The organism is Providencia heimbachae ATCC 35613 (assembly GCF_001655055.1).
Lineage (GTDB): Bacteria > Pseudomonadota > Gammaproteobacteria > Enterobacterales > Enterobacteriaceae > Providencia > Providencia heimbachae.
In genome coordinates this window covers 24399-49817 of sequence record NZ_LXEW01000022.1, presented here as the reverse complement: position 1 = coordinate 49817, position 25419 = coordinate 24399, and the positions used below count along the sequence as shown (strand labels likewise).

The window sequence follows — 25419 nt, the reverse complement described above, 5'->3', positions numbered from 1 at the left end:
AGTACAATGAAAAACGCAAAAGTATTAGTCACAGGAGGCCTTGGTTATATCGGTAGCCATACTTGTGTGCAGATGATTGAACAAGGCATGCAGCCAATTATTTTAGATAATCTCTGCAATGCTAATCCTGAAGTACTAAATCGCATTGAAACCATTACTGGCACTAAACCTATTTTCTACGTTGGTGATGTACGTGATAGCAAAATTTTAGATACCATTTTTGCCGAACATAAAATTGCATCGGTGATTCACTTTGCAGGGCTAAAAGCAGTGGGTGAGTCAGTTCAAAAACCGATTGAGTACTATGACAATAATGTTAATGGAACTTTGGTTTTAATCACATCAATGCAAAAAGCGGGTGTAAAAAGCCTCATTTTTAGTTCTTCCGCGACGGTGTATGGTGAACCTGAAGAGGTACCGTTAACTGAAGAATCGAAAGTAGGTGGTACAACCAACCCATATGGTACTAGCAAATATATGGTTGAACGCATTCTTACCGACTTACATATTGCGCATGATGAATGGTCACTGACTTTATTACGTTATTTTAACCCTGTCGGAGCCCATACTTCAGGTTTAATGGGGGAAGACCCTCAGGGTATTCCAAATAATTTGACCCCTTATATTGCTCAAGTTGCTGTTGGTCGTCATAAAGAAGTGATGGTATTTGGCGCTGACTACCCAACACCAGATGGTACTGGTGTTCGTGATTATATCCATGTTATGGATTTAGCGAGTGGGCACATTGCTGCCTTGAATGGTGTTAGTCAAAAAGCAGGGCTCCATATTTATAATTTAGGCACCGGTAAAGGCACTAGTGTATTAGAAATGATCGCTGCTTTCGAAAAGGCATCAAGCAAACAGATCCAATACAAAATAGTTGCTCGCCGCCCCGGTGATATTGCTGAGTGCTGGTCTAGCCCTAATAAAGCCTTTACTGATTTAGGCTGGCAAGCTCAGTACTCCGTGCAAGATATGGTGAACGATAGTTGGCGTTGGCAATCGCAAAACCCTAATGGCTATAAATAGATTTATTTTATTTAGGTTAAAATATGAATATTGATATAGATTCCTTTGCCCTATATATTGGTGTTAAGGCAGAATATTTAGCTATGCTATATAGAGCTACATGTGAATTAGAAGGATTGCCTTTACCTAAAAGAAATAGGCATGGTAAGGTAAAAATGAGTGAGGTTTTAATTTTTAAACAACACTTTGAAGATAAAACAAAGAATATTAATGAGAATAAAACATTAAGTTAAACTATCACTAAAGCTCAAAGAGCTGATGGATAAAATATGCAAATTATTACTTTAAGAGCCAATCCCAAAAGAAATTATTGTATAATAATAATGAGTTACGATAATTTCTGAGGGGGAGCGTATGATAGGCCGTTATTGTCAGATTAGCGATGAACTCTCGGAAAAAATAACAACTCTTATTCCTGAACACAAAACGAATCATCCGCTCGGAACTAACCGTAAACGGGTTGATAACCGTGTAGCTATGGATGCCATATTATTTGTGCTCAAGACTGGCTGCCTGTGGAATGCCCTGAATACCAAAGAGGCATGTTTACCGAGTTCTGCACATCGTGTTTCCAGAAATGGCGTGATGCAATTTTGAAACATGCCAGAGTGATTGTTGATAGATCCTAAAATGTACTAGCTCAGACTCGATCTGACAGTTACCAGTTATTTGTACAGGTGTCTATCAGATTATATTTGGGTTAAATTTTTTTCAGCCCAAATCCGTTTCCATCTAATAACGTTTCTATTGGCGTGCGTCCACAACACATTTTTCCTTGGTGAGTTCGAGCATTATTATAGTAATACTACAATTCATCAAGATCGTAAGCGCGCCATAAACCCCGCATTCTAATCATCTAGCACAAATAATAAGATCAAGTCTCCGACCATAAGGAGATTTAAAATGGGAAAATGACGCATCAATCAAGAATGAAAAACGCTTATCGAGCAATCTGAATCTAGTTCATTATCTACACTCGCGTTTTGTAAGCTCAATGAACTCAACCCCTCAACGTTTGTCACCGCAGTAAGATAAATATCCATTTAATGGTTTGAATTAAATAAAAAAAGAATACCATAATAGCCATCTTTACGGATATCCGTAAAGATGGCTTAGAATAGAGTTTAGTTTTATTAACGTTCTAGCTTATGGATGTTATTGGGGTACCACAGCATTCTTTATTTCCCGCCTTAAGAGATTAAAGCGGTTTGACTCTCATTCTGTTATCCTATCTACCCACCCGTATGATAAACATATCCTCCACTGTGAAAAATCCCCCCTTGTTCAAGGCAAACATCACGTCCATAGCGTTCATAGTCAAAGTAATGGGATAAATGACCCAGTTGTGCTAAATCATAACAACCACTTTCTTCTATCCAGTAATAACCTAAGTCATATTCATTATTGACCCCCGCTAATTGCTGGAAAGAATCTAAATTATCCGCTAAATGAATTAAATCATGGATTGAACTTACTGAAGAACCGATTTCAATTGCCACCTGATAAAGGTCAATTTCATCAGGCGATAACATGGCTAGTTGTGTGGCTAACTCATTCAACTCATCTAAAAGGCTGTATTCTGAAATGTAGGACGAAAGGCCATCAATTGAGGATTCATAGTCCGTCAAGAAATACTCTTCATACTGAATACCATCAATACCAATCCGCACTAAACAGTGTTCGATCTCTTTTGAGGTTGCTGGAAGCTCAAGCCACTCACCAACTAGTTCACCTTCGTTATATTTACCTAAATTCGTAATAAAAACAGAAATCATCCCCGATTTTAGGCATGGGGAAGCCGTCGCTGTTATGCGCATATTCATGTCCTATTATTGATGTATTGTGATTTAATTAATGGCGATATTTTGATAAAGGGATCTATTTCCCTTTAGAAGATGATATTGATATAAAAAGCCAATCAGCTGAAAAATAGGCAACTCGCTTTAAAAATGATTAATGACGGTTTAGAGCAGGATAATGAGTTGCCTTACAGTCCCGATAACATGTTATGCTTTCTATCATGATCTCAATTTGCGCGGGTTAAAACGAAAAAAGCCCCTGTCCAATAAACTAGGGTCAGTTCAGACTCACAGACTCCTAAGAGATGAAACCCCATCAGGGGTTTCCGTTAACTTATGGCTATCAATCAAACGTGTATTCACACTCGATACATTCATAACGATCAAATACCACGCCATCTAAAGCTGAACCACTCACAGCCCCAGCAGTAGCTCCAGCTACTAAACGTCCAAATAGAGCGCCTACCGCAGCACCAGCAATCGTCCCTACAACAGGAACAGCAGAGCCGATAGACGCTCCAGCTAGTGCGCCTGATACGCCACCAGCAACAGCTCCTGTCTTTTTCCCTATATGACGTTCACGAATGCGAGTTGAATCGCAGGCCGGGCAACGAATGTAATTTTCCATGATAATTTCCTTTTAGGTTGATTTAAAAGCAAAAAAGCCCCTGTCCGTGAGGACAGAGGCTTTCAGTGATAAAGCTTCTTTATTGAATGAGATGTATTACGATAAATCGTGGTTAGTTATCATGCGTTTTGACGATGAAAATTCCCATGAACAATATTGCCACCATTTCTCAATGAATCGATATAGTCGGCATACTACGGTAGTATTCGACTCCTCGTATTGAAAATGGATCTCCTATATGACATGGCTAAAGTTTTAGTGATTCATTGGATTATTCAACTTTGCAAAGTCGAATGGCGAAATAGTTTGTTCCCGATTAGCATCCAAATAATCCGCCCACCACTGTACCATCAATCGCCTTTCCTCAATATGCTCCGCTTTATGAATATAAGCCGCTCTGACTGAGTTGCGTTCTTGATGGCTCATCTGCCTTTCTACCGCATCCTTCGACCATAACCCCGATTCAACCAATGAACTACAGGCCATAGTTCGAAAACCATGTCCGCAAATTTCAGTCTTTGTATCATAGCCCATGACTCGTAAGGCTTTATTCACCGTATTTTCACTCATGGGCTTAAAGGGATTATGAGCGCCCGTTAGGATCAATTCATGTTCACCAGTCCATGCCCAAAGCGCTTTCAAAATCGTCATCGCTTGTTGACTCAGAGGGACTAAATGCGGTGTACGCATTTTGGCTCCCCGATGTGAAAATTTTACACCGGGTATAGGCTTTCGCTCTGCAGGGATTGTCCATAAGGCTTTATCGAAATCAATTTCAGACCAACGCGCATAGCGAAGTTCACTTGACCGAATAAACACTAATAAATTTAACATCACGGCTAGGCGAGTGACGGGTTGCCCTTTATAAGCATCGATACGGGCAATGAGTTCAGGTAGACGGTCAAGGTTAAGAGCTGGACGGTGTTGGCGTTGTACGGTCGTTACAGCCCCTGCGGTATCAATGGCAGGGTTATAACCAATAATACCGGATTGCACAGCATAACGCATGACAGCAGCGATACGTTGCTGTAAACGTGCAGCTATTTCATAAATCTCTTTACTTTCTGCTGCTCGGATAGGGATCAGTAGGTCAGGTGTTTTGAGGGTCGTGATATCGCGTAATCCAATATAAGGAAAGACATGTGACTCCAAACTCTTTAAAACCTTTTCACTGTGTGATTCAGACCACTTTTTATTACTGGTATGCCATTGTCTTGCGATTGTTTCAAAAGAGAGATTAGCATCTGAGGCCGCTTTAGCCACACGTTTTTGTTCGCACGGGTCAACACCGTCAGCAATCAATTTTCTTGCTTCATCACGTTTTAAACGCGCCTCTGATAAAGAGACATCAGGGTATAAACCCAATGCTAAAGTTTTCTCTTTACCTAGGTGGCGATAGCGTAACCGCCAGTATTTAGAACCGTTGGTGTGAACCAATAAGTGCAGACCTGCACTATCGGTTAATTTATAGGATTTCACATCGGGTTTAGCCACCCGAATTTTAGCGTCAGTCAATGCCATAGTGAGCTTCCTGAAAGATTAAGTGGGTACAAAATTCTATCGAACTAGTGTATACCCGCAATTGTACCCGCACAATGGGGTTGATGTGGGTAGAGTTGAGTAGAATTCAGTGGAGTTGAAACTTTGGGGGAGTGTTGATTTTAGCGGGCTTTACAAACAAAAACAGACGTCGGTTGACGTCTGTTGATAATAAGGTGGTGCCCGGACTCGGAATCGAACCAAGGACACGGGGATTTTCAATCCCCTGCTCTACCGACTGAGCTATCCGGGCAACGGGGCGCATTAAACCGCATTAGGCCGTTGACGTCAATGAATTTTTAATGAAAATCGCTAATTTCTCACTGAGTGTTTTCTTTTTCAACAAAACCTGTCCGTTTAACGCGCGGATGGTTATTTCTTAGCTCAATGCACCTTTTTTTCGACACAATGCAATCGCGAGAATATCCTCCGAAAGATGTTGAGCAATTTGTACATCTTTGATGTCACGTTGAACTAAAAGACGGTTAAGACAGCCTTCTAATACTAGCTCCATTTGATTAGCCACAAGTTCAGAATCTTCAATATCGAGTTCATCCAATAAATTTTTGGTGAAGTTAAATGAGTTGTCTTTTTGTAGGCGGCTTAGCTGATGAATAGGATGTTCAGCATCAGGATAGTAGTTACAGGCTGAAATAAATAAACAGCCTGGAAAACGCCCCTCACTCACTTTTGCGGCTAGCTGTTGGTAACGCTCGGTTAGCTTTTGTTGAGGGCCTAACGCTTCATCTAGCAGGGTTTGGCGTTGCCAAACGTCAATTTGTTGTCCGTGGTAGCGTAGGCAATCATATACTAGTGCTTCGTCATCAGGCCAAAACTGACGGATAGTCGAAAAATCAGACTCTATTTCATTGAGCAAATTTTCGGTTGATGCAGATAAACCCTGTATTTCCAATTGGTTCAACGCATGGCTTAATATTGTTTCGCGCTGGATAGGCATTGTTAACTCCATCACATTAATTTCTCATTTTATCCATCATAGCAATGTTCAATTTCGAATTATAGCTGTTTGCTTTGTCGTCGATAGATTTGATGAATCGGTGAAATTGACGTGTTAACCAGATCAAATGCTCCCATAACAGGCAAAGAGAACGGCAGTTCAAGTTAACTAATTGATTCTCCTAAAAGCAATAGGCGCTTTTAGGAGATAGTCTAATGCTCTAAAGTGACTGCATGAACATGAGGAAGCTGTTTTAGTGAACAATAAAACTCAGGTAGTGTTATTTTTTGCCGGACATTGAGCTTTAAGTTAACTTCAACGCGTTCTTTTTTGATATCACGAATATTTAAGCTATCAATAATATTTCGATTACTTTTTAGGTATTCGATCATTATGGGTAAGCCTTCCTCGTTATTAAGTAACATTCTGACCGATAATTTGCCAAGTTTCTTACTCTTAGCTTGAAATAGTAAGACTTGTGGGCTAAGCCAAATAGCAATAAAAAACAGTAGAGTGACCGCAAGGGCGTGTAGATAAAAACCATTCCCTGAGGCGATACCAATGCCCGCAGAAGCCCAAACAATGGCTGCCGTCGTCAACCCTGAAATTGCATCATCACTGCGATGCATGATAACGCCAGCACCGAGAAAACCAATCCCGCTAATAATTTGAGCGGCTAAACGCATAGGGTCACTGCGAATATTGTCTGAAATTCCTGCATAGTATTCGGCGGACTGTATCGACACAATGGTGAGTAAACAGCTTGCAACTGAAATAATGACACAGGTTGTAAAGCCAACCGGTTTTCCTTTCGATTCACGTTCTAATCCTAAAAGGCCGCCTAAAACAAAGGCGACCAGAAGTTTAAACAGTACGATAGGAAAGGATTTTGCATCATGAAAAAAAGTGATTAAATTATCCATTTGCATTTCAATCCAGTGAATATATTTGCTTTAATTAATCGTGCCTTGGCTATTATCAGTTGGTATTTTTTCGTCTTGTTTCTTTGTTTTATGCTTAGAGACATCGTCTTTAAAGAAGATAATAAAGAACACCACGACAACTGCAGCGACGATAGCAGGATAGTGCCAGAAGCTTGCCCATTGCGGTAAAGAGGCTGCGCCTGTTTCTGTTACTGTATCGTTGAAGATATAACCGCATACGGTTGAGGCAAAAAGTAAACCTGCACCATTAGAGACAATAAAGCGAATCCCTTGAGCCTGTGCCCTTATCTCTGGTTTGGCTTTTTTATCCACATAAATGTCCCCTGCGGTAAAGAAGAAATCCCAACAGAGCCCTTGCAGCAGTAAGCCGATGATAATAAATGACATACCAGTATCCATCGCCGCATAGGAAAAGAGCCATGAGCGAATAACCCAAGCAATCGCGCCAATAAGCAACGTGGTTTTAAAGCCAAATTTTAAAAGAATAGAGGATAAAACAAACATAAATACAACTTCACAGGCAACGCCGATTTGCATGATTGAAGCCGCATTATCAAAGCCTAGGGCTTTTATAAATACAGGAATATAAGCGGAATAAGCTGTTTTTGGGATCATCAGTACGAAGATACTGAACATCAAGATAGCAAAATAGCGGTCTTTGAACAGCGATAGGGCGTCAAGACACAAAATATCTCGAGGAGAGAACGGTTTTTCTTTTGCTTTTGGTGGAGTATCGGGCAACGTCATACAGTATATTGCTAAGAAAACACCCGTACCGGCGGCGATATACCAAGTCATGGTACTACCAGAAAGCCCCATTTCCCCAAGTATAAAGCCAATAACCATAAAACCAAAGGTGCCAAAAACGCGGATAACAGGGAAGTACTTCACGCCATTAATATGAGAGAAAGTAATACTATTTGAAAGCGCGGTTGTTGGATAAAACAGTAAGCCGACAATAAAGATCATGAATAGTGTCATGCCCACATTCTGCGTTTCAACAAATTGGGGAACACAGAATAAGACTGCGGCATTAATAATATGTAGGGTCGCCATGACTTTTTGTGATGAAAAAAAGCGGTCAGCGATCATACCAATAAAGAGTGGGGACAAAATGGTCGCTAATCCTAACAACGCATAGGCATTACCAATGATATTCGCCATACCATAAGAGCTTAATACTAAGCCCATCGTCATATTCCACGCACCTTGCATAAAATATTGCACAAACATCATGACAAGAAGCCGAGAGGTGATATTTACTTTCATAACAAACCCTCCTAGTGGGCTTCGACGATCAATCCGTCTGAGGCGACTTGAATATTATGCTCCGCACATACCGCGACTAAATCGTCATGTAGTAGGCGAGCACTATGAGAAATATGCGAAACCAATGTTTGCGTTTGATTGTGAACACAACCCATTGCAGTTAATTTTTCTTTCGCTGCAAATACGGTTTCAAGACTCATATGATTATCTGTTCTGTCATTCCCATTTAATCCATAGGTACATTCTAGAACAATAATATCGAGAGGTTTGTTGGCTAACCAATTCCATGTTGATTCAGGGAACCAGCCTGAGTCATGTCCATAAAAAATGGCTTTTCCTTCTTTTTCTACATGATAGACGAAGCAAAACTCCCATTTAGCATGATTGGCAAGTAATGGCGTTATTTTATACCCGTTATGCTCTATCGTTTCGAAGGGAACCATACAGTGAAAGTCAAAGCGCTCTTCGCTATAACCCGGCAGTACATTGACGGCACCATTGATAGCGCGGTCATTACCAAAAATATGTAAAGGGTGGCTGATTTCATAACCATATCCTTCCATACGACTATAAAGATCACCAACATTAAAGTGATCAGGATGAGTATGAGTGAATAAGAGGCTCTCAATATTGGTTGCATCCATTCCATCGCGTAGTAATTGATAGCTAAAGGTTGGGGACATATCAATCAAAATCAGATCATCAATGATCGCTGATGATTGAGTACGAAGATCTTTTCCGCCTAAGCGCCTTGCTTCAAGACAATGCTCACAACGGCAAAATGGGTTGGGTATCCCCTCTGATGCAGCAGTGCCTAAGAAATGTATTTTCATATAATTACCTATTTATATTATTATTTTATTAACCCTGGTGTTGATTGGTACGTGTCAATCATATTGCTGTTTAAAATTAAAACAAATCAAATTAGATTGAATCAGTGATCTTGTTCAAGTTATTTTTATAAATAGATAATGAATTCAATTGATTGGTTTTTTATGAAGGATTGTTTGTATAGTTAATTATTATTCTTATATCTATTTTTTTGGTTTGATTATTTAATGATACGAGTCAATTTTGTTGCGTTGCGAGCCATTTGTTTTGAGGTATGATGGATAATTGTGATTTTTTGGAGAGCATCAATGGCGACCATGAAAGATATTGCCCGTATTGCGGGCGTTTCTCACGGAACGGTATCGAATGTGTTAAATGGACGTGGCAATGTCAGTGTTGAAAAAATGGAAATGGTGCTCAATGCAGCTAAGCAAGCAGGGTATCGATTAAACACACAAGCTCAATTGTTACGTTCCAATAGTAGTAATAAAATTGCGGTGGTTTTGCCGCAATTACTATCTGAAAAATACGCTTATTTCTTCAATGCATTGAGACAAACTTTCGAAGAGTATCCTGATGTTTCCTATGACTTATTTTTTACCGATGATCTAGAAACGAATGAACTAAAAATATTACAAAAAATAGCATCCGGTGGATATGCTCAAGTTATCGCGATTAGTTGCCTGTCTGATGCTAGCCCCTATTTTGATATACTCGATTTAGCATCAGAAAATGTTGTTTTTGTCTATCGAAAGCCACTTAATGCGCAAGTTTATTACAGCTTGGATTACAATCAGGCCGCCAGTTCAGTTGTCGATTCATTATGTTTAGATTCAGTACATTCAATCGGTGTATTTGCAGATAATAAAAATTATTTAAATAGCCAAGCATTTATTGATGCGATTCAAAACCAAGTCATGGCTAAATTGCCGAATACATCGCTTAGTATCCACTATTCATCGGATGTTGAAGCGTATAATACGGCTTTTGATTTTTTTACTCGTCATCAGCTGGTCGATATTATTATTGCTCAAGATATTGAAAAGTCGCGCTACCTTACACAGGCTAGTCATTTTGGTAGTGCACAAGCTTGCCCTCCAATTTATTGTTTAACGAGCAATATTTCGCCCATGTTAGAAGGGCTTCACTGTTTCCCTGTTAACTATGCCCAGCTTGGTCAAGATGTTGCTAATTACCTATTACTTAAAGGTGAAGAACCAAGAGATAAACCTGAAACAACGATAATCGCTAATCTCGGTCGACGAATTTATACGGGACAATTACCACCGGTTCATCATGATAACGAAGGGGCAACGCTAAACTTATTGACGTTGCCAAGTCCTTCAACTAGCGCATTACAAAAATTGTTACCTAATTTTTATCGTCAAACGGGGATAACCGTTAATTTAGCAATTCGCCCATTTGATGAAATATTTAATTTACTCAGCGAGTTAGATAAACATACCTATTATGATTTGGTTCGGCTCGATGTGGCATTTTTTCCTTGGCTCGCTGAAAAGAACTTATTACCTTTAAACCAAATTGGTGATGGGATTGAAGATTTACTGCTTAAATTTACTGAAACAAAACAGAAACGTTTTAGCCTAGTGAATGAAATTGCCTATGGCATGCCATTTGATGCCAGTGTGCAGCTACTATTTTATCGAAAAGATATTTTCGATAATGCAGTGACTAAGCGCCTCTTTTTTGAAACAACGGGAAAAGAGCTTAGACCGCCTGAAACGTTTGCTGAATACGATGAACTAAATTATTTTTTCTATAATCATAGGGAAGAAGGTAATCCGTTAAGGCCGGTAGGCTCATCAACGACGACAGGAAGCGCGGGTATTATTTCTTCAGAGTATTTACTGCGTTATTACGCGGCGGGTGGCAAACTAGTGGAAAATAAAACTACCGCTAAGCTTGAACCACAATTAGCAGAATCTGTACTTAATGATTATCTCAAGCAACTTACCATGACAAAAAATGTACATAGTGAATGGTGGGGTGACTCGATTAAGTTATTTGAGCAAGGCAATTTAGCGATGATCATCGCTTATATGAATTTATTTAATGATGTAGCCCATAGCGAAATCTCCCCGAAAATTGGTTTCGCTCCTGTTCCTGGTGGGATCCCTCAGCTTGGAGGCGGGGTACTGGGTGCCTCTAAATACAGTAAAAAAAGTTCGCTAATGGCACAATTTTACCGCTGGCTTTATTCCAATGTGATTATGGATCGCTTAGTTATGCTTGGTGGAAATAATATCCAACGTAATTTCACCTATAGTCAGGAAATAAAACACCGCTACCCTTGGTTACCACTTGCTTATGAACAAATTAATCACGGGATCCGTGAATCAGTTTCCGCTAATAATAAAATATTTAATTTAAGGCGAGCTGAAGGGGTGATTGGTTTAGGGGTGACGAATGCGATTGACGGTATAATGACAGCAAAAGAAGCGATTCGCTATATTAATACCTCATTGAATACATTGACTAATTAATCGAGAGTGGTAATAAAGAGAATAAATAGGAGGGGGATAACCCCCCTTTAACCTAAATTAATTTAATTTTGTTTTATTTTTGTTAAAACACTAATTAATAAATTTAGGTTCGACATCGACATAATAATAATTAAAAATATTTTTAATAAATTCGTCCATGTCGTGCTTTCTAAGTTCAAGTGCTTCCAAAATTCCCAGAAGCCCTTGTATGCTTATGGTGTTTTTACCTCGTTCATAGCGGGAAATTTGTTGTTGGCTAATACTTAGCCGAGAAGCGAGTTGAGCGCCTGTGAGGCCGACTGCTTTTCGTTGATGCTTTAGAAATGTTCCAATATAAATAGAAATTTCTGTCTCTTCAATTTGTAGTGTATTTAACATACCTTCACCAATTAATATTAGTTTAGAGGGAAACTATTATTTAAGCATTGCTTTTATAATCAAATTCCCTCTTATTTATGAAAATTTCAATCTAGTCCCAAATACGTTCACGTCATATTAAACAAGGGAAATCACCTCGTTACCAATATTTATGGCGAATGAATAATCATAATTCAATAGATAATATCTATTTAAGATACTCAATAAAAGAGTTTATTTCTTTGATTTCTCATGGTTAAAGATATTTTATTGCATTGATATTGTTAAAGTTAAATTTTTATATTATTTATTTAATTGTTTCGATATTATATTCTTGTTTGTTTTTTGGTAGGAATGAGTTTTTGGCGTTATTATGCAATGAAATATGAAATTGCTTGTTACAATTATATTGAGAGTATTAATACTAATGTAACAGGAGAAAGATTTTTATTTTTTAAAAAATCACTTAATTAATAATGTTGATATAAAACTATGAATGAAATTTTTAAAAATTCATTCAATATAACAAATTAATCGTTGCTTTTGCTATTGCGATAAATTTAAGTAACAAGATAAAACACCACAATCGTAAATGAGCCTTATAATAATGATATTGCACTCAACGTAATTTAAGGTGCAGATAGGTGATAACCGAAGATAGCCCGAAAGTGACAGTAACAAGAAGATCCGGGGATCTGAATGTCGTTCCTATATTAGCAGCTCAAGCTTTATAACTTGAAGAATGACGAGCATATTAATAAATTATGACGTTTCTTATAGGTTCTTATATTATGAAGATAATCATAGCACCGGATTCATTTAAAGAAAGCATGAGCGCAGAAATTGCAGCAAATGCAGTAATGAAAGGGTTTCAAGCGGTATTTCCAAATGCACAATATATCTGTTTACCTATTGCAGACGGTGGTGAAGGGACTGTTGATACATTGATAGCCGCAGTGGGTGGGGAGCGAGTCAAAACTGAAGTTACTGATCCCCTTGGGCAGCCAATAAATGCATATTATGGCTTATTGCAACAAGGCAAAACGGCGGTTATTGAAATGGCTCAAGCCAGTGGCTTGATGTTGGTTAAGCCTGAGCAACGTAACCCCATGTTGACAAATAGCTATGGTACTGGGCAGTTAATTAAAAGTGCTTTAGATAAAGGTGTTCAGCATATTATTTTAGGGATTGGCGGTAGTGCAACCGTGGATGGTGGCGTAGGGATGCTACAAGCTTTAGGGGCTAATTTTTATGATAATCAACAGAAAATATTGAGCCTTAATGGTAATGTGCTGAATCAAATTGAGAGTATTGATGTATCTGCATTAGATCCCCGTTTAAAATCATGTCTGATAGATGTGGCCTGTGATGTTGATAACCCACTCGTGGGTGAGCGTGGTGCAGCAGTGGTATTTGGCCCCCAAAAAGGGGCAACACCCGAAATGGTTGCTGCATTAGAGAAAGGGCTAAATCAGTTTGCAGATGTGGTGAAACGAATAAAAAATAAAGATTACCGCTATATACCCGGTAGTGGTGCAGCTGGGGGGGTCTCCGTTGCGATTATGGCCTTTATGAATGCGCAATTGAAACCGGGTATTGATATCGTGATTGATGCAGTAAAATTAGTGCATCACATGGCCGATGCTGATCTTGTTATTGTCGGTGAAGGGAGTATGGACGGGCAAACGACGGGGGGGAAAGCACCATTAGGAATAGCGAAAGTCGCAGCGAAACACCATGTCCCCGTGATTGCTTTAAGTGGCGTATTAGGCCAAGGGGTTGAGGTATTACATGAAAAAGGAATTGATGCACTTTTTAGTATCTTACCAAGAATTTGTAAACTTGAAGATGCACTAGTTCAAGGGGAAATGAACTTGCAACACACGGCTTATAACGTAGCAAGCGCTCTCAAGATTGGGCAGCAATTGTTGCCGAAAAAATAAGAATAGGTTATCTCGTGACTGAGCAAAGAAAAACCCGAGGCTTTTGAAAGCTTCGGGTTTTTGTATTATTAACAATGATTAATAATAACTAGAGCATCATACCGCCGAATAGGAAACCGAAGGTAACGGCTAATGCAACAGCGATTGTGCCTGGAATAAAGAATGGGTGGTTAAAGACAAAACGACCAATACGGGTTGTACCCGTATCATCCATCTGTACCGCAGCAACCAGTGTTGGGTAAGTTGGTAGAATAAATAGGCCTGATACCGCAGAGAATGATGCAATAGCGGTCAGTGGGCTAACACCTAATGCAAGAGCCATTGGCATCAATGCTTTTGCTGTTGCCGCTTGTGAATATAAAAGCGCGGAACAGAAGAAGAAGATAACCGCTAACATCCATGAGTGTTCATTGATCAAATCACCCGCAGTTGCTTTGATCCACTCAAGATTGTGTTGTACGAAAGTATCACCTAACCAAGCAACACCTAAGATACAAATACAAGCGCTCATACCGGCTTTAAAGGTACTTGAGTTCAGGATTGCATCGGTATTTACACGGCATAGGATAGTGATCAGCGTTGCAACAGTCAGCATGATGATCAGAATCGCATTGGTGGTATTCATCAGTGGTGTTTCAACAAGTCCTAAGCTTGGGCTGTTGATGATGGCATAAGCAACTACGCCAATAACACCGACTAAGAACAATAGAACAGAGGATTTAGCACCTGGTTTGATTTCTTTTACTTGGCTACCGCGAAGCTCAACTAAACCTTCAGCTAAACGTTTTTGATAGACTGGGTCATCAGAAAGTTTAGAGTTGAACGTCCAAGAAACGATGAATGACATCAACATAATTGCAAGGAATGTTGATGGCAATAAAATACCAAGTAGCGTGATGTAGCTGACGGTATTACCCGCGCCCATCATTGCAGGGTTTTCCATCACTGATGCCATATAGACAACGGCTGCGGAAATTGGTGATGCTGTGATACCAATCTGAGCTGCCACAACCGCAGTTGACAGTGGGCGACAGGGTTTCACACCTTGTTCTTTCGCAACTTCAGCAATAACAGGCAGTGTTGCTAATGAAATATTACCTGTACCCGCAAAGAGTGTTAGAAAGTAAGTAACAGCAGGGGCAAGGATGGTGATGTATTTTGGATTGCGGCGCAGTAATTTCTCTGTTTGAGCAACCAAATAATCAAGGCCACCTGCAATTTGCATTGCAGAGATGGCGGCAATAACAGCCATGATAATGGAGATAACGTCAAATGGTATGGTACCTGGTTTTACGCCAATAGCGGCGAGTACCAGAACACCAAGGCCACCGGCAAAGCCGATACCTATACCACCTAAACGGGCCCCCAAAAAAATGGCCAGCAGAACAATAATAAATTCTACGGCTAACATAGTGCTTACTCCTCGACAAAATGAAAATTAAAATTATGAAACTGTTATGTTAATTTTTTGTGTGTGCATTAATCAAAAAAGGCACGCTTTCCGATAAGAGAGGCGTGCCTTGATTTTTAAGTGTTATTTATGATTAACATTAATTTTTAGTCATCAAAACGTTTTGCTTTATACGCTGGGTGTTTTAAGTTCTCAACCGAGAAAATATCATCCAGTTCTGCTTCAGTCAGTAAACCACGTTCTAGAACAACTTCACGGACGCTTTTACCTGTTTCAGCACAGATTTTACCCACGATATCACCATTATGGTGACCGATGAATGGGTTCAAATAAGTGACGATACCGATTGAGTTAAAGACGAAAGCTTCACAGATTTCTTTATTGACTGTAATACCATCGACACATTTCTCAACCAGATTACGGCAAGCATTATTAAGCAGAGAAATTGACTCAAACATAGCTTGGCCAATCGCAGGTTCCATTACGTTTAATTGTAATTGACCCGCTTCAGCTGCCATCATCACACAGATATCGTTACCCATAACTTTAAAGCAAGCTTGGTTAACAACTTCAGGGATAACAGGGTTTACTTTTGCTGGCATGATAGAAGAACCTGCTTGTAGCTCGGGCAGATTAATTTCTTTCAAACCGGTACGAGGACCTGAAGAGAGTAAACGTAAGTCATTACAAATTTTAGACAGTTTAACGGCAAGGCGTTTCAGTGCCGCGTGAACAGTAATGTAAGCACCACAGTCTGAGGTTGCTTCAATTAAGTCTTCTGCAGGGACACATTTTAAACCTGTTACTTCTGCTAATTTTTGAACTGCTAGTTCTTGATAACCCGGTGCGGTATTCAGACCAGTACCGATAGCGGTTGCACCTAAGTTGACTTCAAGCAGTAAATCGATGCTGCGTTGTAAGTTTTTCTCTTCTTCTTTTAAGAGAGTCGCAAACGCGTGGAATTCTTGGCCAACTGTCATTGGAACTGCATCCTGTAATTGGGTACGACCCATTTTCAGAATGTCTTTATACTCTTCTGCTTTCTTTTCAAAACCTGTTTTCAGGTAAGTCACAGAATCAATCAATTTTAGTACGGAATTGTAAACTGCGATACGGAACCCTGTAGGGTATGCATCGTTAGTTGATTGGCTTTTATTTAGATGATCATTTGGGTTTAGGAACTCATATTCCCCTTTTTTATGACCCATCAGTTCAAGACCAATGTTAGCCAGAACTTCGTTGGTATTCATATTTAGTGATGTGCCCGCACCACCTTGGAATACGTCAACTGGGAACTGATCCATGCATTTACCTTCATTCAAAATCACATCACATGCTTTGATGATGGTATCAGCAATATTACGAGGAATAGTATGTTGCTCTTTGTTAGCTAAAGCAGCCGCTTTTTTTACCATAACCATGCCACGAATAAATTCTGGGACATCATTGATGGTGCGGTCGCTGATATAAAAGTTTTCAATCGCACGTAGAGTATGAACACCATAATAGGCATCAGCTGGAACTTCTTTCTGACCTAACAGGTCTTCTTCGATACGAAAATTGTTTGACATGAGAACCTTCTTAATTAGATTACAGTTACTGTCCGTTTATGCGCTTTTAAATCAATATATCGTAAAACAAAAATTTACAGGTGATTAACACCTGTTACTCCTTTATCAGCATTATGTTCTACTGATTTATGGGTAGATCATATGCTTTTAAATCTATAAAGCCTTGAACCTAGATCACTATATAGTTTGATTTATGCAACAGATTCTACAATATGTGATCTTTATCACGGATGAGCGTGATTAACTAAAAAAAACTGTGAGTTGAAATGCGTTAGAATCACCCCAATGATTATGTCTATACTAAAGAAAAAAGCGAATGTTGATAGTTGTCTCTTAGATGCAGTTCACAAAGGTTTTTCTAGGAGCGCGAAATAGTCGATAGCTTATTGAAATAAAGGAGAACTTGTGCGCTGGTTACCACTAATTCTAATATGTATTCTCATTTACATTGAGTCAGTAATATTTGTCCGAGTTGCTTCCGAAGTTGGTGTGTTATTGACATTAATTTTGGTTGTTCTCACATCCTGTCTGGGCATTTCTTTGGTGAAAAACCAAGGCATGAAAAATGTCATGCAGATCCAGCAAAAATTAGTATCTGGTGAAAGTCCGGCTGCGGAAATGATTAAAAGCGTTGCATTAGTTTTAGCGGGCTTTTTATTGATAGTGCCCGGTTTTTTTACTGATTTTATCGGTTTATTATTACTGTTACCGCCAGTACAAAAATTGTTTGTTATGCGGTTAATTCCACATATTCGTTTTTCTCAAGCAGGAGGTGGTTTTAATCAAGCAGGTAAAAATGGTTCTCAAAACGGCGATATATTTGAGGGGGAATTTCATCGTAAGCAGGATGATCCATCCTATACGATAGATAACTCAGATAAACCAACAGAATCAGATAAAGACAATCGTCCTAAGCACTAATTTATCTTAACACTATAGGGATATTGACCCAGAATAATTCCAGTTGTAGGTAGGCCCCCTTATTGGTAACTCAAGGTCTGCAACTGGAAAAATGATGAGAATAAAAAATTTTTTTAATCCTCCCCCTTGAAGTCCACCCACCTAGCCCCAACTTCTTCAAACATGATACTAGTTTATTTAAGACGTGCTGGTATCGTCCCTTTACCTAGTATGGGCTTTATTATAGGAGAACTATTGATGAAAATTCGTCCACTGCATGACCGTGTTATCGTTAAACGTAAAGAAGTTGAATCAAAATCAGCTGGTGGGATTGTATTGACTGGCTCTGCTGCGGGTAAATCTACTCGTGGTGAAGTTCTTGCTGTAGGCCACGGTCGCATCCTTGAAAATGGTGAAATCAAAGCACTGGATGTGAAAGTTGGCGATATCGTGATTTTTAACGACGGTTATGGCGTGAAAGCTGAAAAGATCGACAATGAAGAAGTGTTGATTATGTCAGAAAGTGACATTCTAGCAATTGTTGAAGCTTAATTTTCACTTAAAACTTCTCAACTAACTAAAAGAATTTGAAGGAAAGAGATAATGGCAGCTAAAGACGTTAAATTTGGTAGTGACGCACGCACAAAAATGCTTCGTGGTGTGAATATTCTTGCTGATGCAGTAAAAGTAACTTTAGGTCCTAAAGGCCGCAACGTAGTTTTAGACAAATCTTTTGGTTCACCAGTGATCACTAAAGATGGTGTTTCTGTTGCACGTGAAATCGAATTAGAAGATAAATTCGAAAACATGGGTGCTCAGATGCTGAAAGAAGTTGCGTCTAAAGCTAACGATGCTGCGGGTGACGGTACTACTACAGCAACAGTTCTTGCGCAATCTATCATCACTGAAGGTTTGAAAGCTGTTGCTGCGGGTATGAACCCAATGGACTTGAAACGTGGTATCGATAAAGCGGTTATCGCTGCTGTTGAAGAGCTAAAAGCCTTGTCTGTACCATGTTCAGATACTAAATCAATCGCACAGGTGGGTACTATTTCTGCAAACTCTGACGAAACCGTTGGTAAACTGATTGCAGAAGCAATGGATAAAGTCGGCAAAGAAGGCGTTATCACTGTTGAAGAAGGCACCGGCTTAGAAGATGAGCTGGATGTGGTTGAAGGTATGCAGTTTGACCGCGGTTACCTATCGCCTTATTTCATCAACAAACCTGAAACAGGTGCTGTTGAACTGGAAAACCCATTCATTCTTTTAGTCGACAAAAAAGTGACTAACATTCGCGAATTACTGCCTGTGTTAGAAGGTGTTGCTAAAGCAAGCAAACCTCTGCTAATCGTCGCTGAAGATGTTGAAGGTGAAGCACTGGCAACGCTGGTTGTTAACACCATGCGCGGTATCGTAAAAGTGGCTGCGGTTAAAGCGCCAGGTTTCGGTGATCGCCGTAAAGCAATGCTGCAAGATATTGCCGTACTGACGAATGCGACTGTTATCTCTGAAGAAATCGGTATGGAGCTTGAAAAAGCAACTTTAGAAGATTTAGGTCAAGCAAAACGTATCGTTATCAGCAAAGATACCACTATTATTATCGATGGTCTTGGTGAAGAAGCTGCGATCTCAGGTCGCGTTGCTCAAATTCGTCAACAAATCGAAGAATCAACTTCAGATTACGACCGTGAAAAACTACAAGAACGCGTCGCTAAACTGGCTGGTGGTGTTGCAGTCATTAAAGTGGGCGCAGCGACTGAAGTTGAAATGAAAGAAAAACGTGCTCGTGTTGATGATGCTCTAAGTGCAACTCGTGCAGCAGTAGAAGAAGGCGTTGTTGCTGGTGGTGGTACTGCGCTGGTTCGCGTTGCGGCGAAACTGGAAGGCATGAAAGGCGATAACGAAGATCAAACGGTCGGTATCCGTGTTGCATTGCGCGCCATGGAATCACCAATGCGTCAAATCGTTACCAATGCCGGTGAAGAAGCGTCTGTGGTTGTTAACAACGTGAAAGCATCTAAAGGCAACGAAGGTTACAACGCAGCGACTGATACTTATGGCGATATGATCGAAATGGGTATCCTTGATCCAACAAAAGTCACACGTTCTGCTCTGCAATTCGCAGGTTCTATCGCGGGTCTGATGATCACGACAGAAGCGATGATCACTGATTCACCTAAATCTGACTCACCTGATTTAGGTGGCGGTATGGGTGGCATGGGCGGAATGGGCGGCATGATGTAAGCCATTTGGCGACATCACGCTCACACAGTAATTAAATACTGTTAAGCCTTGATAAGACCGGCATCGTTAGTTTAACTAGCGGTGCCGGTTTTTTATTGCCAGTGAATTATTATCATTGAATTAATTCGAACTTATTTTTGCGCAAAGGTCATGCAACAGGTTATATTTAGCGTAAGGTAAAAAAGGGTTTGAATAAGTAAAGAACAGAGCAGGCGTATTGACAGTTTTGTGATAGACTCTATTCGGCTGGTAATATGTGGAAATTGACATGGTTATTGTAGGTCTGCATGTTAACTAATACCCATCATCCTTCAAATTGCTTGGGTGTTGCATTCGCTTAGCTACCCGAATTACATAGCTTTATCTATGTTCATCGGTTATTTTCGCTCTGCGCCTGCAAGCAACTCGAAATATTTTGGGTATGTTTCATAATTAGGGCTAAAAGGGTTTTCAAACCAGCTGCAAAAACATAATGAAAAAATGAGGGAAAACATGCGAATTAAAGTATTGCTTGGTGCTGCTGCATTACTGCTGTTAGCGGGTTGTACAACGACCACTAATTTGACTTCAGCAGGCTCACAAGTTCGTTTTGTTGAAAATCAACCAGGAAGTGATTGCCAGCTTCTAGGTCAGGTTGCAGGAACTCAAAGCAACTGGTTGAGCGGTGTAAATAATGAATCTAGCTCTATGCGCAGCGCTGCGAATGATTTACGCAATAAAGCCGCAGCAATGGGTGGTAATGTGATTTTTGGTGCGACTAGCCCAAGTGAAACCATTCTTTCTAGCTTCATGCCAATAGACAGCAAAATGGTTGGCCAAGTTTATAAGTGCCCCTAAAATGAATAAATAACGCCCGATTCTGGTTGAATACTTTCAATCCTTCGGGCGTTTTTTTATGCCTAACTTTGCCTTAAATTGAGGTCGAGTAACGTCTTGCTTGGCTCACCACCAATTTCTCGTGCGAGTTTCGGTACGAGGTATCCTGATACTTTTCCCAGTAATTGCTGAATGAGCTGTCGAGCTTCTTGGTCACTCACTAAAAAGTGTGCTGCGCCTTGTACTTTATCCAGTACATGCAAATAATAAGGCAAAATGCCTGCATCAAATAACGCATTACTGAGATTAGCCAATGCGGTGACATTATTGTTAACTCCGCGCAGTAATACACTTTGGTTTAATAATGTCACACCCGAATTTTTAAGTTTTTGCATTGCGGCTGTAAATGCATCATCAATTTCATTAGCATGATTGACATGCGTCACCATAATGACTTGTAAGCGAGAATGAGAAAGGCGTTCACAAAGATTTTGAGTGATACGTTCGGGTATAACAACGGGTAAACGAGTATGAATTCTAAGGCGTTTCACATGAGGGATTGCCTCTAATTGGCTAATTAACCAATCGAGTTCATTATCTTTTGCCATTAAAGGATCACCACCTGAGAAGATGATTTCATTGAGTTCAGTGTGGTTTTTTATATAATCCACCGCCACCAACCAATTATTTTTATTTCCTTTGTTATCTTCATAAGGAAAATGTCGGCGAAAACAGTAACGACAGTTCACTGCACAGCCGCCTTTAACGAGCATCAATGCACGGTTGTGGTATTTATGTAGTAAACTTGGGATCGCATTATCCTGCTCTTCCAGTGGATCAGTAGAAAAACCTGGATGCATATCGAACTCTGCTTTTGCGGTTAACACTTGCAAGAGCAGAGGGTCTGATGGATCGCCTTTTTTCATTCGCGAGACAAAAGGCCGAGGAACACGTAATGGGAATAATTTACGTGCATCATGACCCTCTTTCGATGGTAAATGATTTTCTAAGTTGAGTAATTGCAGTAATTCATCAGGATTAGTGATTGCTTCAGCAAGTTGTTGTATCCAGACTTCTCTGGATGAGGTATTTTGAGTTATAATATCGACCATTTTTTGGCTATGCCATTTTTAGTTTATAAATTTAGAGGATCTCCATGGCTACTTATAGTACCAATGAATTCCGCTCAGGTCTTAAAATCATGTTAGATGGTGAGCCGTGTGCAATTCTTGAAAGTGAATTCGTTAAACCGGGTAAAGGCCAAGCGTTCGCACGTGTGCGTCTGCGTAAACTGATTTCTAACAAACTGTTGGAAAAAACGTTTAAATCTACTGATTCTTGCGAAGGCGCGGATGTCATGGATATGAACTTAACTTACCTATATAACGATGGTGAGTTCTGGCATTTCATGAACAATGAAACTTTCGAGCAATTAGCTGCGGACGAAAAAACCGTTGGTGACAATGCTAAATGGTTGATCGACCAAGCAGAATGCATCTTAACTCTATGGGATGGTCGTCCTATCGCGGTAACACCACCTAACTTTGTTGAGTTAGAAATTGTTGAAACAGACCCAGGTCTGAAAGGTGATACAGCTGGTACGGGTGGTAAACCAGCCACGTTGAGCACTGGTGCAGTCGTTAAAGTTCCTCTGTTTGTTCAAATCGGCGAAGTCATTAAGGTTGATACACGTTCAGGCGAATACGTTTCACGTGTGAAATAATATTTTATCGATTGAAATAAAAAACCGTGCTTTGTAAGAAGTCACGGTTTTTTTATGTGATTTTTCTACACCGACGATGCCTATTAGCAGCACTTCGGCCCACCTTTACCACCATATCGGGCTTCTTGCCGCTCTTTGAAAAACTCTTCATAAGTCATTGGCGTTTGATCTGGATGGGTTTTATTAATATGAGCAACGTAGTTGTCATAATCAGGAACCCCAACCATCATTTTTGCCGCTTGGCCTAGGTATTTCGCGGCGTTACCCAGTGCTCCAAACATAATATTCCTCGTCATATTTTGCGTTGTAGCGTTGTTGGTTTCACTCAGCTACCTTAGTCACATACTTATGTATGCTCCTAAGGATATCCTCGTTTACCGCCTAGCTACAACACAAACTATTTAGAGGATGTCTCTGCTAATATTTTGCGTTGTAGCTTATCCTCGTCATACTTCGAGTTGTAGCGTTGTTGGCTTCATTTAGCTACCCTAGTCACATAGTTATCTATGCTCCTAGGATATCTTCATTTGCCGCCTAGCTACAACACGAATTATTTAGAGGATGTCTCTGTTAATATTTTTCTTAGAAGATGTCTCTGTTAATATTTTTCTTAGAAGATGTCGCTGCTAATATTGCTGTTTTGGAAAAGAGAGTGAATATCTAAAACAAAAACAGCAATAAATCTTCAGCTCTCAATCTTCGGTAAAATCAATGATGACGCGTGTTCGCCACAATATCTTGGTAGTTTGCTGGCATTGGCTCGTAAGGAACTTCATTGGCTGTTGGTTCATCGGATTTCAATGCTTTTAATGCGGTACGAATTGAGAATAGCGCAAGGAATACCACCACAACCATAAAGAAGATAGTTAAACCGGCATCTAAACGGTTATTGAAGATAAGCTGAGTTAATTGCGATTCAGTGTATTGTACTGGAATATTACCGCTATCAATCATTGCTTGGAATTTATTTGCTACAGCAAGGAAGCCAACACGTGCATCTTCACTGAAGGTTTTTTCCCAGCCCGCCGTCATGGTACAAATTAATAACCATGCCGTTGGGATAAGCGCGACCCATGCGTATCTTTGACGTTTCATTTTGAAAAGAACCACAGCACATAGCATCAACGCCATTCCTGCCAACATCTGGTTAGCAATACCAAACAGAGGCCATAATGTATTAATACCGCCGAGTGGGTCAACGACACCTTGATGCAGGAAATAGCCCCAAGCAAGCACACACAGCGCCGTTGCGATTAAGTTTGCAGGTAAAGAATCCGTTCGTTTCAACGCAGGAGAAACAACACCGAGTAAATCTTGTAGCATAAAGCGGGCTGCTCGTGTTCCAGCATCTACGGCAGTAAGAATAAACAGTGCTTCAAACAAAATAGCGAAATGGTACCAGAATGCCACATTCATCATTCCGCCAAGGGCGCCATGAAGAATATATGCCATGCCGACAGCCAGTGTAGGTGCTCCCCCCGCTCGAGAGATAATACTATTTTCACCGACTTCATTGGCAATGGTTGTCAGTTGCTCAGGGGTAATACTAAAGCCCCAGCTGCTCACTACTTGAGCCGCAGATGCCACCACGTCTTGCGTTCCTGCTGGGGCTAACATCGCCAATGGGCTATTCATTGCAAAGTAAACACCGGGGTCAATGACACAGGCTGCAACTAAAGCCATGATGGCAACGAATGACTCCATCAACATACCGCCATAACCAATAAAACAAGCTTGATTTTCATTGGCTAACATTTTTGGTGTAGTGCCCGATGCAATCAAAGCATGGAAGCCCGAAACCGCACCACAGGCAATCGTGATAAACAAGAATGGAAAGAGATCTCCAGCCCATACAGGACCTGTACCATCAATATATTTGGTTAGTGCAGGCATTTGCAGATTAGGATTTAAAATGACGATCCCAATTGCTAGCCCAATAATGGTACCAATTTTTAGAAATGTAGAAAGATAGTCACGTGGTGCAAGTAATAGCCAGACGGGGAGAACGGCAGCCACAAAACCATAACCGACCAACATCCAAGTTAGCTGAACACCCGTGTAGTCAAAGTAAGGCGCCCATGTTTCACTCTCAGCAACCCAGCCGCCAGAAATAATGGCAAAAACGAGGAACACTAAACCAATAATGGATACTTCCCCAATACGACCGGGGCGAATATACCGTGTATAAATTCCCATAAAGATAGCGAGAGGGATCGTAAATGCAACGGTATAGGTTCCCCAAGGGCTGTGAGTCAATGCTTTAACCACGATCATAGCCAGTACGGCTAAAATAATAACCATGATCATAAAACACGCAATTAAGGCGAGAATACCGGCCGTGTTGCCCATCTCTTCTTTAACTAACTCACCAAGAGAGCGGCCATCACGGCGTGTTGAAACAAACAGCACCATAAAGTCTTGCACAGCACCGGCAAGCACAACCCCTGCAATGAGCCAAAGCATGCCCGGTAAATAACCCATTTGAGCAGCAAGAACAGGGCCGACAAGCGGGCCTGCACCTGCGATGGCGGCAAAATGGTGACCAAATAATACTTTTTTATCAGTAGGAACGTAATCGAGCCCATCGTTATGACGAATTGCCGGTGTCATCCGAGTTTCATCAACTTGTAGCACTTTTTTTGCGATAAAAAGCCCATAATAGCGGTATGCAACCAGATAGATACAAACAGCTGCAACAACTATCCATAGTGCATTTATTTGCTCACCTCGGTTTAAAGCCACATACCCGAGCGCAAATGCACCAAGCAGAGCGAGAACAATCCAAATTAATTGTTTACCCATAGCCATCCCCATCCATTCAATTAATGATTAATTGTTATTAATTTAAGTGAAACTGGGAAAGATATAGCCATACTTAAGGGAAAGAAAAAGTAGCTAAAACGAGACACCTAGTTGAAATTTTAGATAAATTTCATTATTGCAATTCATATCA

22 protein-coding genes, 1 tRNA gene and 2 pseudogenes are annotated in these 25419 nt (G+C 40.3%); 10 read left to right on the top strand and 15 right to left on the bottom strand.

Features of this window, described 5'->3' with window-relative positions; all coding sequences use genetic code 11:
- The first annotated feature begins 6 nt into the window (after positions 1-6).
- The 3 genes and pseudogenes from galE to M998_RS07565 form a co-directional block, all read left to right on the top strand.
- On the top strand, positions 7-1029 hold the full coding sequence (galE, locus tag M998_RS07575; protein WP_068908255.1) for a UDP-glucose 4-epimerase GalE: 1023 nt from the start codon (positions 7-9) through the stop codon (positions 1027-1029).
- A gap of 23 nt (positions 1030-1052) precedes the next feature.
- Positions 1053-1262, top strand: coding sequence for a hypothetical protein (locus M998_RS07570; RefSeq protein ID WP_068908253.1), 210 nt, complete (start codon positions 1053-1055; stop codon positions 1260-1262).
- 121 nt (positions 1263-1383) lie between these two features.
- A pseudogene (locus M998_RS07565) lies at positions 1384-1619 on the top strand (transposase); the annotation flags it as partial.
- A 99-nt stretch (positions 1620-1718) separates the two neighbouring features.
- Here M998_RS07565 and M998_RS19540 read toward each other — a convergent pair.
- The 9 genes and pseudogenes from M998_RS19540 to M998_RS07525 form a co-directional block, all read right to left on the bottom strand.
- Positions 1719-1831 (bottom strand): annotated as a pseudogene (locus M998_RS19540) (IS481 family transposase); the annotation flags it as partial.
- A gap of 430 nt (positions 1832-2261) precedes the next feature.
- Entirely contained in the window at positions 2262-2846 is a 585-nt protein-coding gene (locus tag M998_RS07560) for an antirestriction protein ArdA (RefSeq protein ID WP_068908251.1), read from the bottom strand.
- A gap of 325 nt (positions 2847-3171) precedes the next feature.
- Positions 3172-3456 (bottom strand): phage tail tape measure protein, encoded by a 285-nt coding sequence (locus M998_RS07555; RefSeq protein ID WP_008913927.1) that lies wholly within the window; start codon positions 3454-3456, stop codon positions 3172-3174.
- A gap of 255 nt (positions 3457-3711) precedes the next feature.
- Positions 3712-4977 (bottom strand): tyrosine-type recombinase/integrase, encoded by a 1266-nt coding sequence (locus M998_RS07550; protein ID WP_068908249.1) that lies wholly within the window; start codon positions 4975-4977, stop codon positions 3712-3714.
- Positions 4978-5172: 195 nt separating this feature from the next.
- Positions 5173-5248: transfer RNA gene (locus M998_RS07545), tRNA-Phe, on the bottom strand.
- 126 nt (positions 5249-5374) lie between these two features.
- A complete protein-coding gene (gene dicD, locus M998_RS07540) occupies positions 5375-5947 on the bottom strand; it encodes a division control transcriptional repressor DicD (RefSeq protein ID WP_409264134.1) in 573 nt (190 codons plus the stop codon).
- A 218-nt stretch (positions 5948-6165) separates the two neighbouring features.
- Complete coding sequence (locus tag M998_RS07535) at positions 6166-6876, bottom strand: MgtC/SapB family protein (protein ID WP_068441675.1); 711 nt, start codon at positions 6874-6876, stop codon at positions 6166-6168.
- A gap of 30 nt (positions 6877-6906) precedes the next feature.
- Positions 6907-8166, bottom strand: a complete 1260-nt coding sequence (locus tag M998_RS07530; RefSeq protein WP_068908247.1) for an MFS transporter — start codon at positions 8164-8166, stop codon at positions 6907-6909.
- 11 nt (positions 8167-8177) lie between these two features.
- Positions 8178-8999 carry an MBL fold metallo-hydrolase gene (locus tag M998_RS07525; RefSeq protein ID WP_068440571.1) on the bottom strand — a complete coding sequence of 274 codons (822 nt, stop codon included), beginning with the start codon at positions 8997-8999 and terminating at the stop codon, positions 8178-8180.
- Between the two features lie 306 nt (positions 9000-9305).
- Between M998_RS07525 and M998_RS07520 the strand changes: the two genes are divergently transcribed.
- A complete protein-coding gene (locus tag M998_RS07520) occupies positions 9306-11501 on the top strand; it encodes an extracellular solute-binding protein (RefSeq protein ID WP_068908245.1) in 2196 nt (731 codons plus the stop codon).
- 90 nt (positions 11502-11591) lie between these two features.
- On the opposite strand, the gene M998_RS07515 is transcribed toward M998_RS07520, so the two are convergent.
- Complete coding sequence (locus tag M998_RS07515) at positions 11592-11879, bottom strand: helix-turn-helix domain-containing protein (RefSeq protein WP_068440578.1); 288 nt, start codon at positions 11877-11879, stop codon at positions 11592-11594.
- A 770-nt stretch (positions 11880-12649) separates the two neighbouring features.
- Between M998_RS07515 and M998_RS07510 the strand changes: the two genes are divergently transcribed.
- A complete protein-coding gene (locus M998_RS07510; RefSeq protein WP_068908243.1) occupies positions 12650-13801 on the top strand; it encodes a glycerate kinase in 1152 nt (383 codons plus the stop codon).
- An 88-nt stretch (positions 13802-13889) separates the two neighbouring features.
- Here the strand turns inward: M998_RS07510 and M998_RS07505 are convergent, their stop codons facing one another.
- Positions 13890-15212 carry an anaerobic C4-dicarboxylate transporter gene (locus M998_RS07505; protein ID WP_068440585.1) on the bottom strand — a complete coding sequence of 441 codons (1323 nt, stop codon included), beginning with the start codon at positions 15210-15212 and terminating at the stop codon, positions 13890-13892.
- A gap of 146 nt (positions 15213-15358) precedes the next feature.
- The gene (aspA, locus tag M998_RS07500) at positions 15359-16783 is read right to left on the bottom strand and encodes an aspartate ammonia-lyase (protein WP_068440587.1); all 1425 of its coding nucleotides are present in this window, start codon (positions 16781-16783) and stop codon (positions 15359-15361) included.
- 405 nt (positions 16784-17188) lie between these two features.
- Between aspA and M998_RS07495 the strand changes: the two genes are divergently transcribed.
- From M998_RS07495 to M998_RS07480, 4 genes are all read left to right on the top strand, one after another.
- Complete coding sequence (locus tag M998_RS07495; RefSeq protein ID WP_068440589.1) at positions 17189-17704, top strand: FxsA family protein; 516 nt, start codon at positions 17189-17191, stop codon at positions 17702-17704.
- 237 nt (positions 17705-17941) lie between these two features.
- Positions 17942-18235 (top strand): co-chaperone GroES, encoded by a 294-nt coding sequence (locus tag M998_RS07490; protein ID WP_068440592.1) that lies wholly within the window; start codon positions 17942-17944, stop codon positions 18233-18235.
- 51 nt (positions 18236-18286) lie between these two features.
- A complete protein-coding gene (gene groL, locus M998_RS07485) occupies positions 18287-19927 on the top strand; it encodes a chaperonin GroEL (protein WP_068440596.1) in 1641 nt (546 codons plus the stop codon).
- Positions 19928-20419: 492 nt separating this feature from the next.
- Entirely contained in the window at positions 20420-20764 is a 345-nt protein-coding gene (locus M998_RS07480) for a DUF4156 domain-containing protein (protein WP_068440599.1), read from the top strand.
- Positions 20765-20826: 62 nt separating this feature from the next.
- Here M998_RS07480 and epmB read toward each other — a convergent pair whose 3' ends face one another.
- Positions 20827-21855 carry an EF-P beta-lysylation protein EpmB gene (epmB, locus tag M998_RS07475; protein ID WP_068908242.1) on the bottom strand — a complete coding sequence of 343 codons (1029 nt, stop codon included), beginning with the start codon at positions 21853-21855 and terminating at the stop codon, positions 20827-20829.
- A gap of 44 nt (positions 21856-21899) precedes the next feature.
- Between epmB and efp the strand changes: the two genes are divergently transcribed.
- Positions 21900-22466, top strand: a complete 567-nt coding sequence (gene efp, locus M998_RS07470; protein ID WP_068440604.1) for an elongation factor P — start codon at positions 21900-21902, stop codon at positions 22464-22466.
- An 83-nt stretch (positions 22467-22549) separates the two neighbouring features.
- Here the strand turns inward: efp and M998_RS07465 are convergent, their stop codons facing one another.
- Both M998_RS07465 and cstA read right to left on the bottom strand, forming a co-directional pair.
- Complete coding sequence (locus M998_RS07465; protein WP_068440607.1) at positions 22550-22747, bottom strand: YbdD/YjiX family protein; 198 nt, start codon at positions 22745-22747, stop codon at positions 22550-22552.
- 427 nt (positions 22748-23174) lie between these two features.
- On the bottom strand, positions 23175-25274 hold the full coding sequence (gene cstA, locus M998_RS07460) for a pyruvate/proton symporter CstA (protein ID WP_197467549.1): 2100 nt from the start codon (positions 25272-25274) through the stop codon (positions 23175-23177).
- Positions 25275-25419: the final 145 nt, after the last annotated feature.

Coding starts and splice junctions, on each gene's coding strand:
- M998_RS07505 (WP_068440585.1), bottom strand. CDS start 15,212: ATGTTAGCCGTAGAATTTATTATTGTTCTGCTGGCCATTTTTTTGGGG.
- epmB (WP_068908242.1), bottom strand. CDS start 21,855: ATGGTCGATATTATAACTCAAAATACCTCATCCAGAGAAGTCTGGATA.
- M998_RS07490 (WP_068440592.1), top strand. CDS start 17,942: ATGAAAATTCGTCCACTGCATGACCGTGTTATCGTTAAACGTAAAGAA.
- M998_RS07550 (WP_068908249.1), bottom strand. CDS start 4,977: ATGGCATTGACTGACGCTAAAATTCGGGTGGCTAAACCCGATGTGAAA.
- M998_RS07525 (WP_068440571.1), bottom strand. CDS start 8,999: ATGAAAATACATTTCTTAGGCACTGCTGCATCAGAGGGGATACCCAAC.
- M998_RS07560 (WP_068908251.1), bottom strand. CDS start 2,846: ATGCGCATAACAGCGACGGCTTCCCCATGCCTAAAATCGGGGATGATT.
- M998_RS07530 (WP_068908247.1), bottom strand. CDS start 8,166: ATGAAAGTAAATATCACCTCTCGGCTTCTTGTCATGATGTTTGTGCAA.
- aspA (WP_068440587.1), bottom strand. CDS start 16,783: ATGTCAAACAATTTTCGTATCGAAGAAGACCTGTTAGGTCAGAAAGAA.
- M998_RS07510 (WP_068908243.1), top strand. CDS start 12,650: ATGAAGATAATCATAGCACCGGATTCATTTAAAGAAAGCATGAGCGCA.
- M998_RS07515 (WP_068440578.1), bottom strand. CDS start 11,879: ATGTTAAATACACTACAAATTGAAGAGACAGAAATTTCTATTTATATT.
- groL (WP_068440596.1), top strand. CDS start 18,287: ATGGCAGCTAAAGACGTTAAATTTGGTAGTGACGCACGCACAAAAATG.
- M998_RS07465 (WP_068440607.1), bottom strand. CDS start 22,747: ATGTTTGGAGCACTGGGTAACGCCGCGAAATACCTAGGCCAAGCGGCA.
- M998_RS07480 (WP_068440599.1), top strand. CDS start 20,420: ATGCGAATTAAAGTATTGCTTGGTGCTGCTGCATTACTGCTGTTAGCG.
- M998_RS07520 (WP_068908245.1), top strand. CDS start 9,306: ATGGCGACCATGAAAGATATTGCCCGTATTGCGGGCGTTTCTCACGGA.
- cstA (WP_197467549.1), bottom strand. CDS start 25,274: ATGGCTATGGGTAAACAATTAATTTGGATTGTTCTCGCTCTGCTTGGT.
- efp (WP_068440604.1), top strand. CDS start 21,900: ATGGCTACTTATAGTACCAATGAATTCCGCTCAGGTCTTAAAATCATG.
- M998_RS07535 (WP_068441675.1), bottom strand. CDS start 6,876: ATGGATAATTTAATCACTTTTTTTCATGATGCAAAATCCTTTCCTATC.
- galE (WP_068908255.1), top strand. CDS start 7: ATGAAAAACGCAAAAGTATTAGTCACAGGAGGCCTTGGTTATATCGGT.
- M998_RS07570 (WP_068908253.1), top strand. CDS start 1,053: ATGAATATTGATATAGATTCCTTTGCCCTATATATTGGTGTTAAGGCA.
- M998_RS07555 (WP_008913927.1), bottom strand. CDS start 3,456: ATGGAAAATTACATTCGTTGCCCGGCCTGCGATTCAACTCGCATTCGT.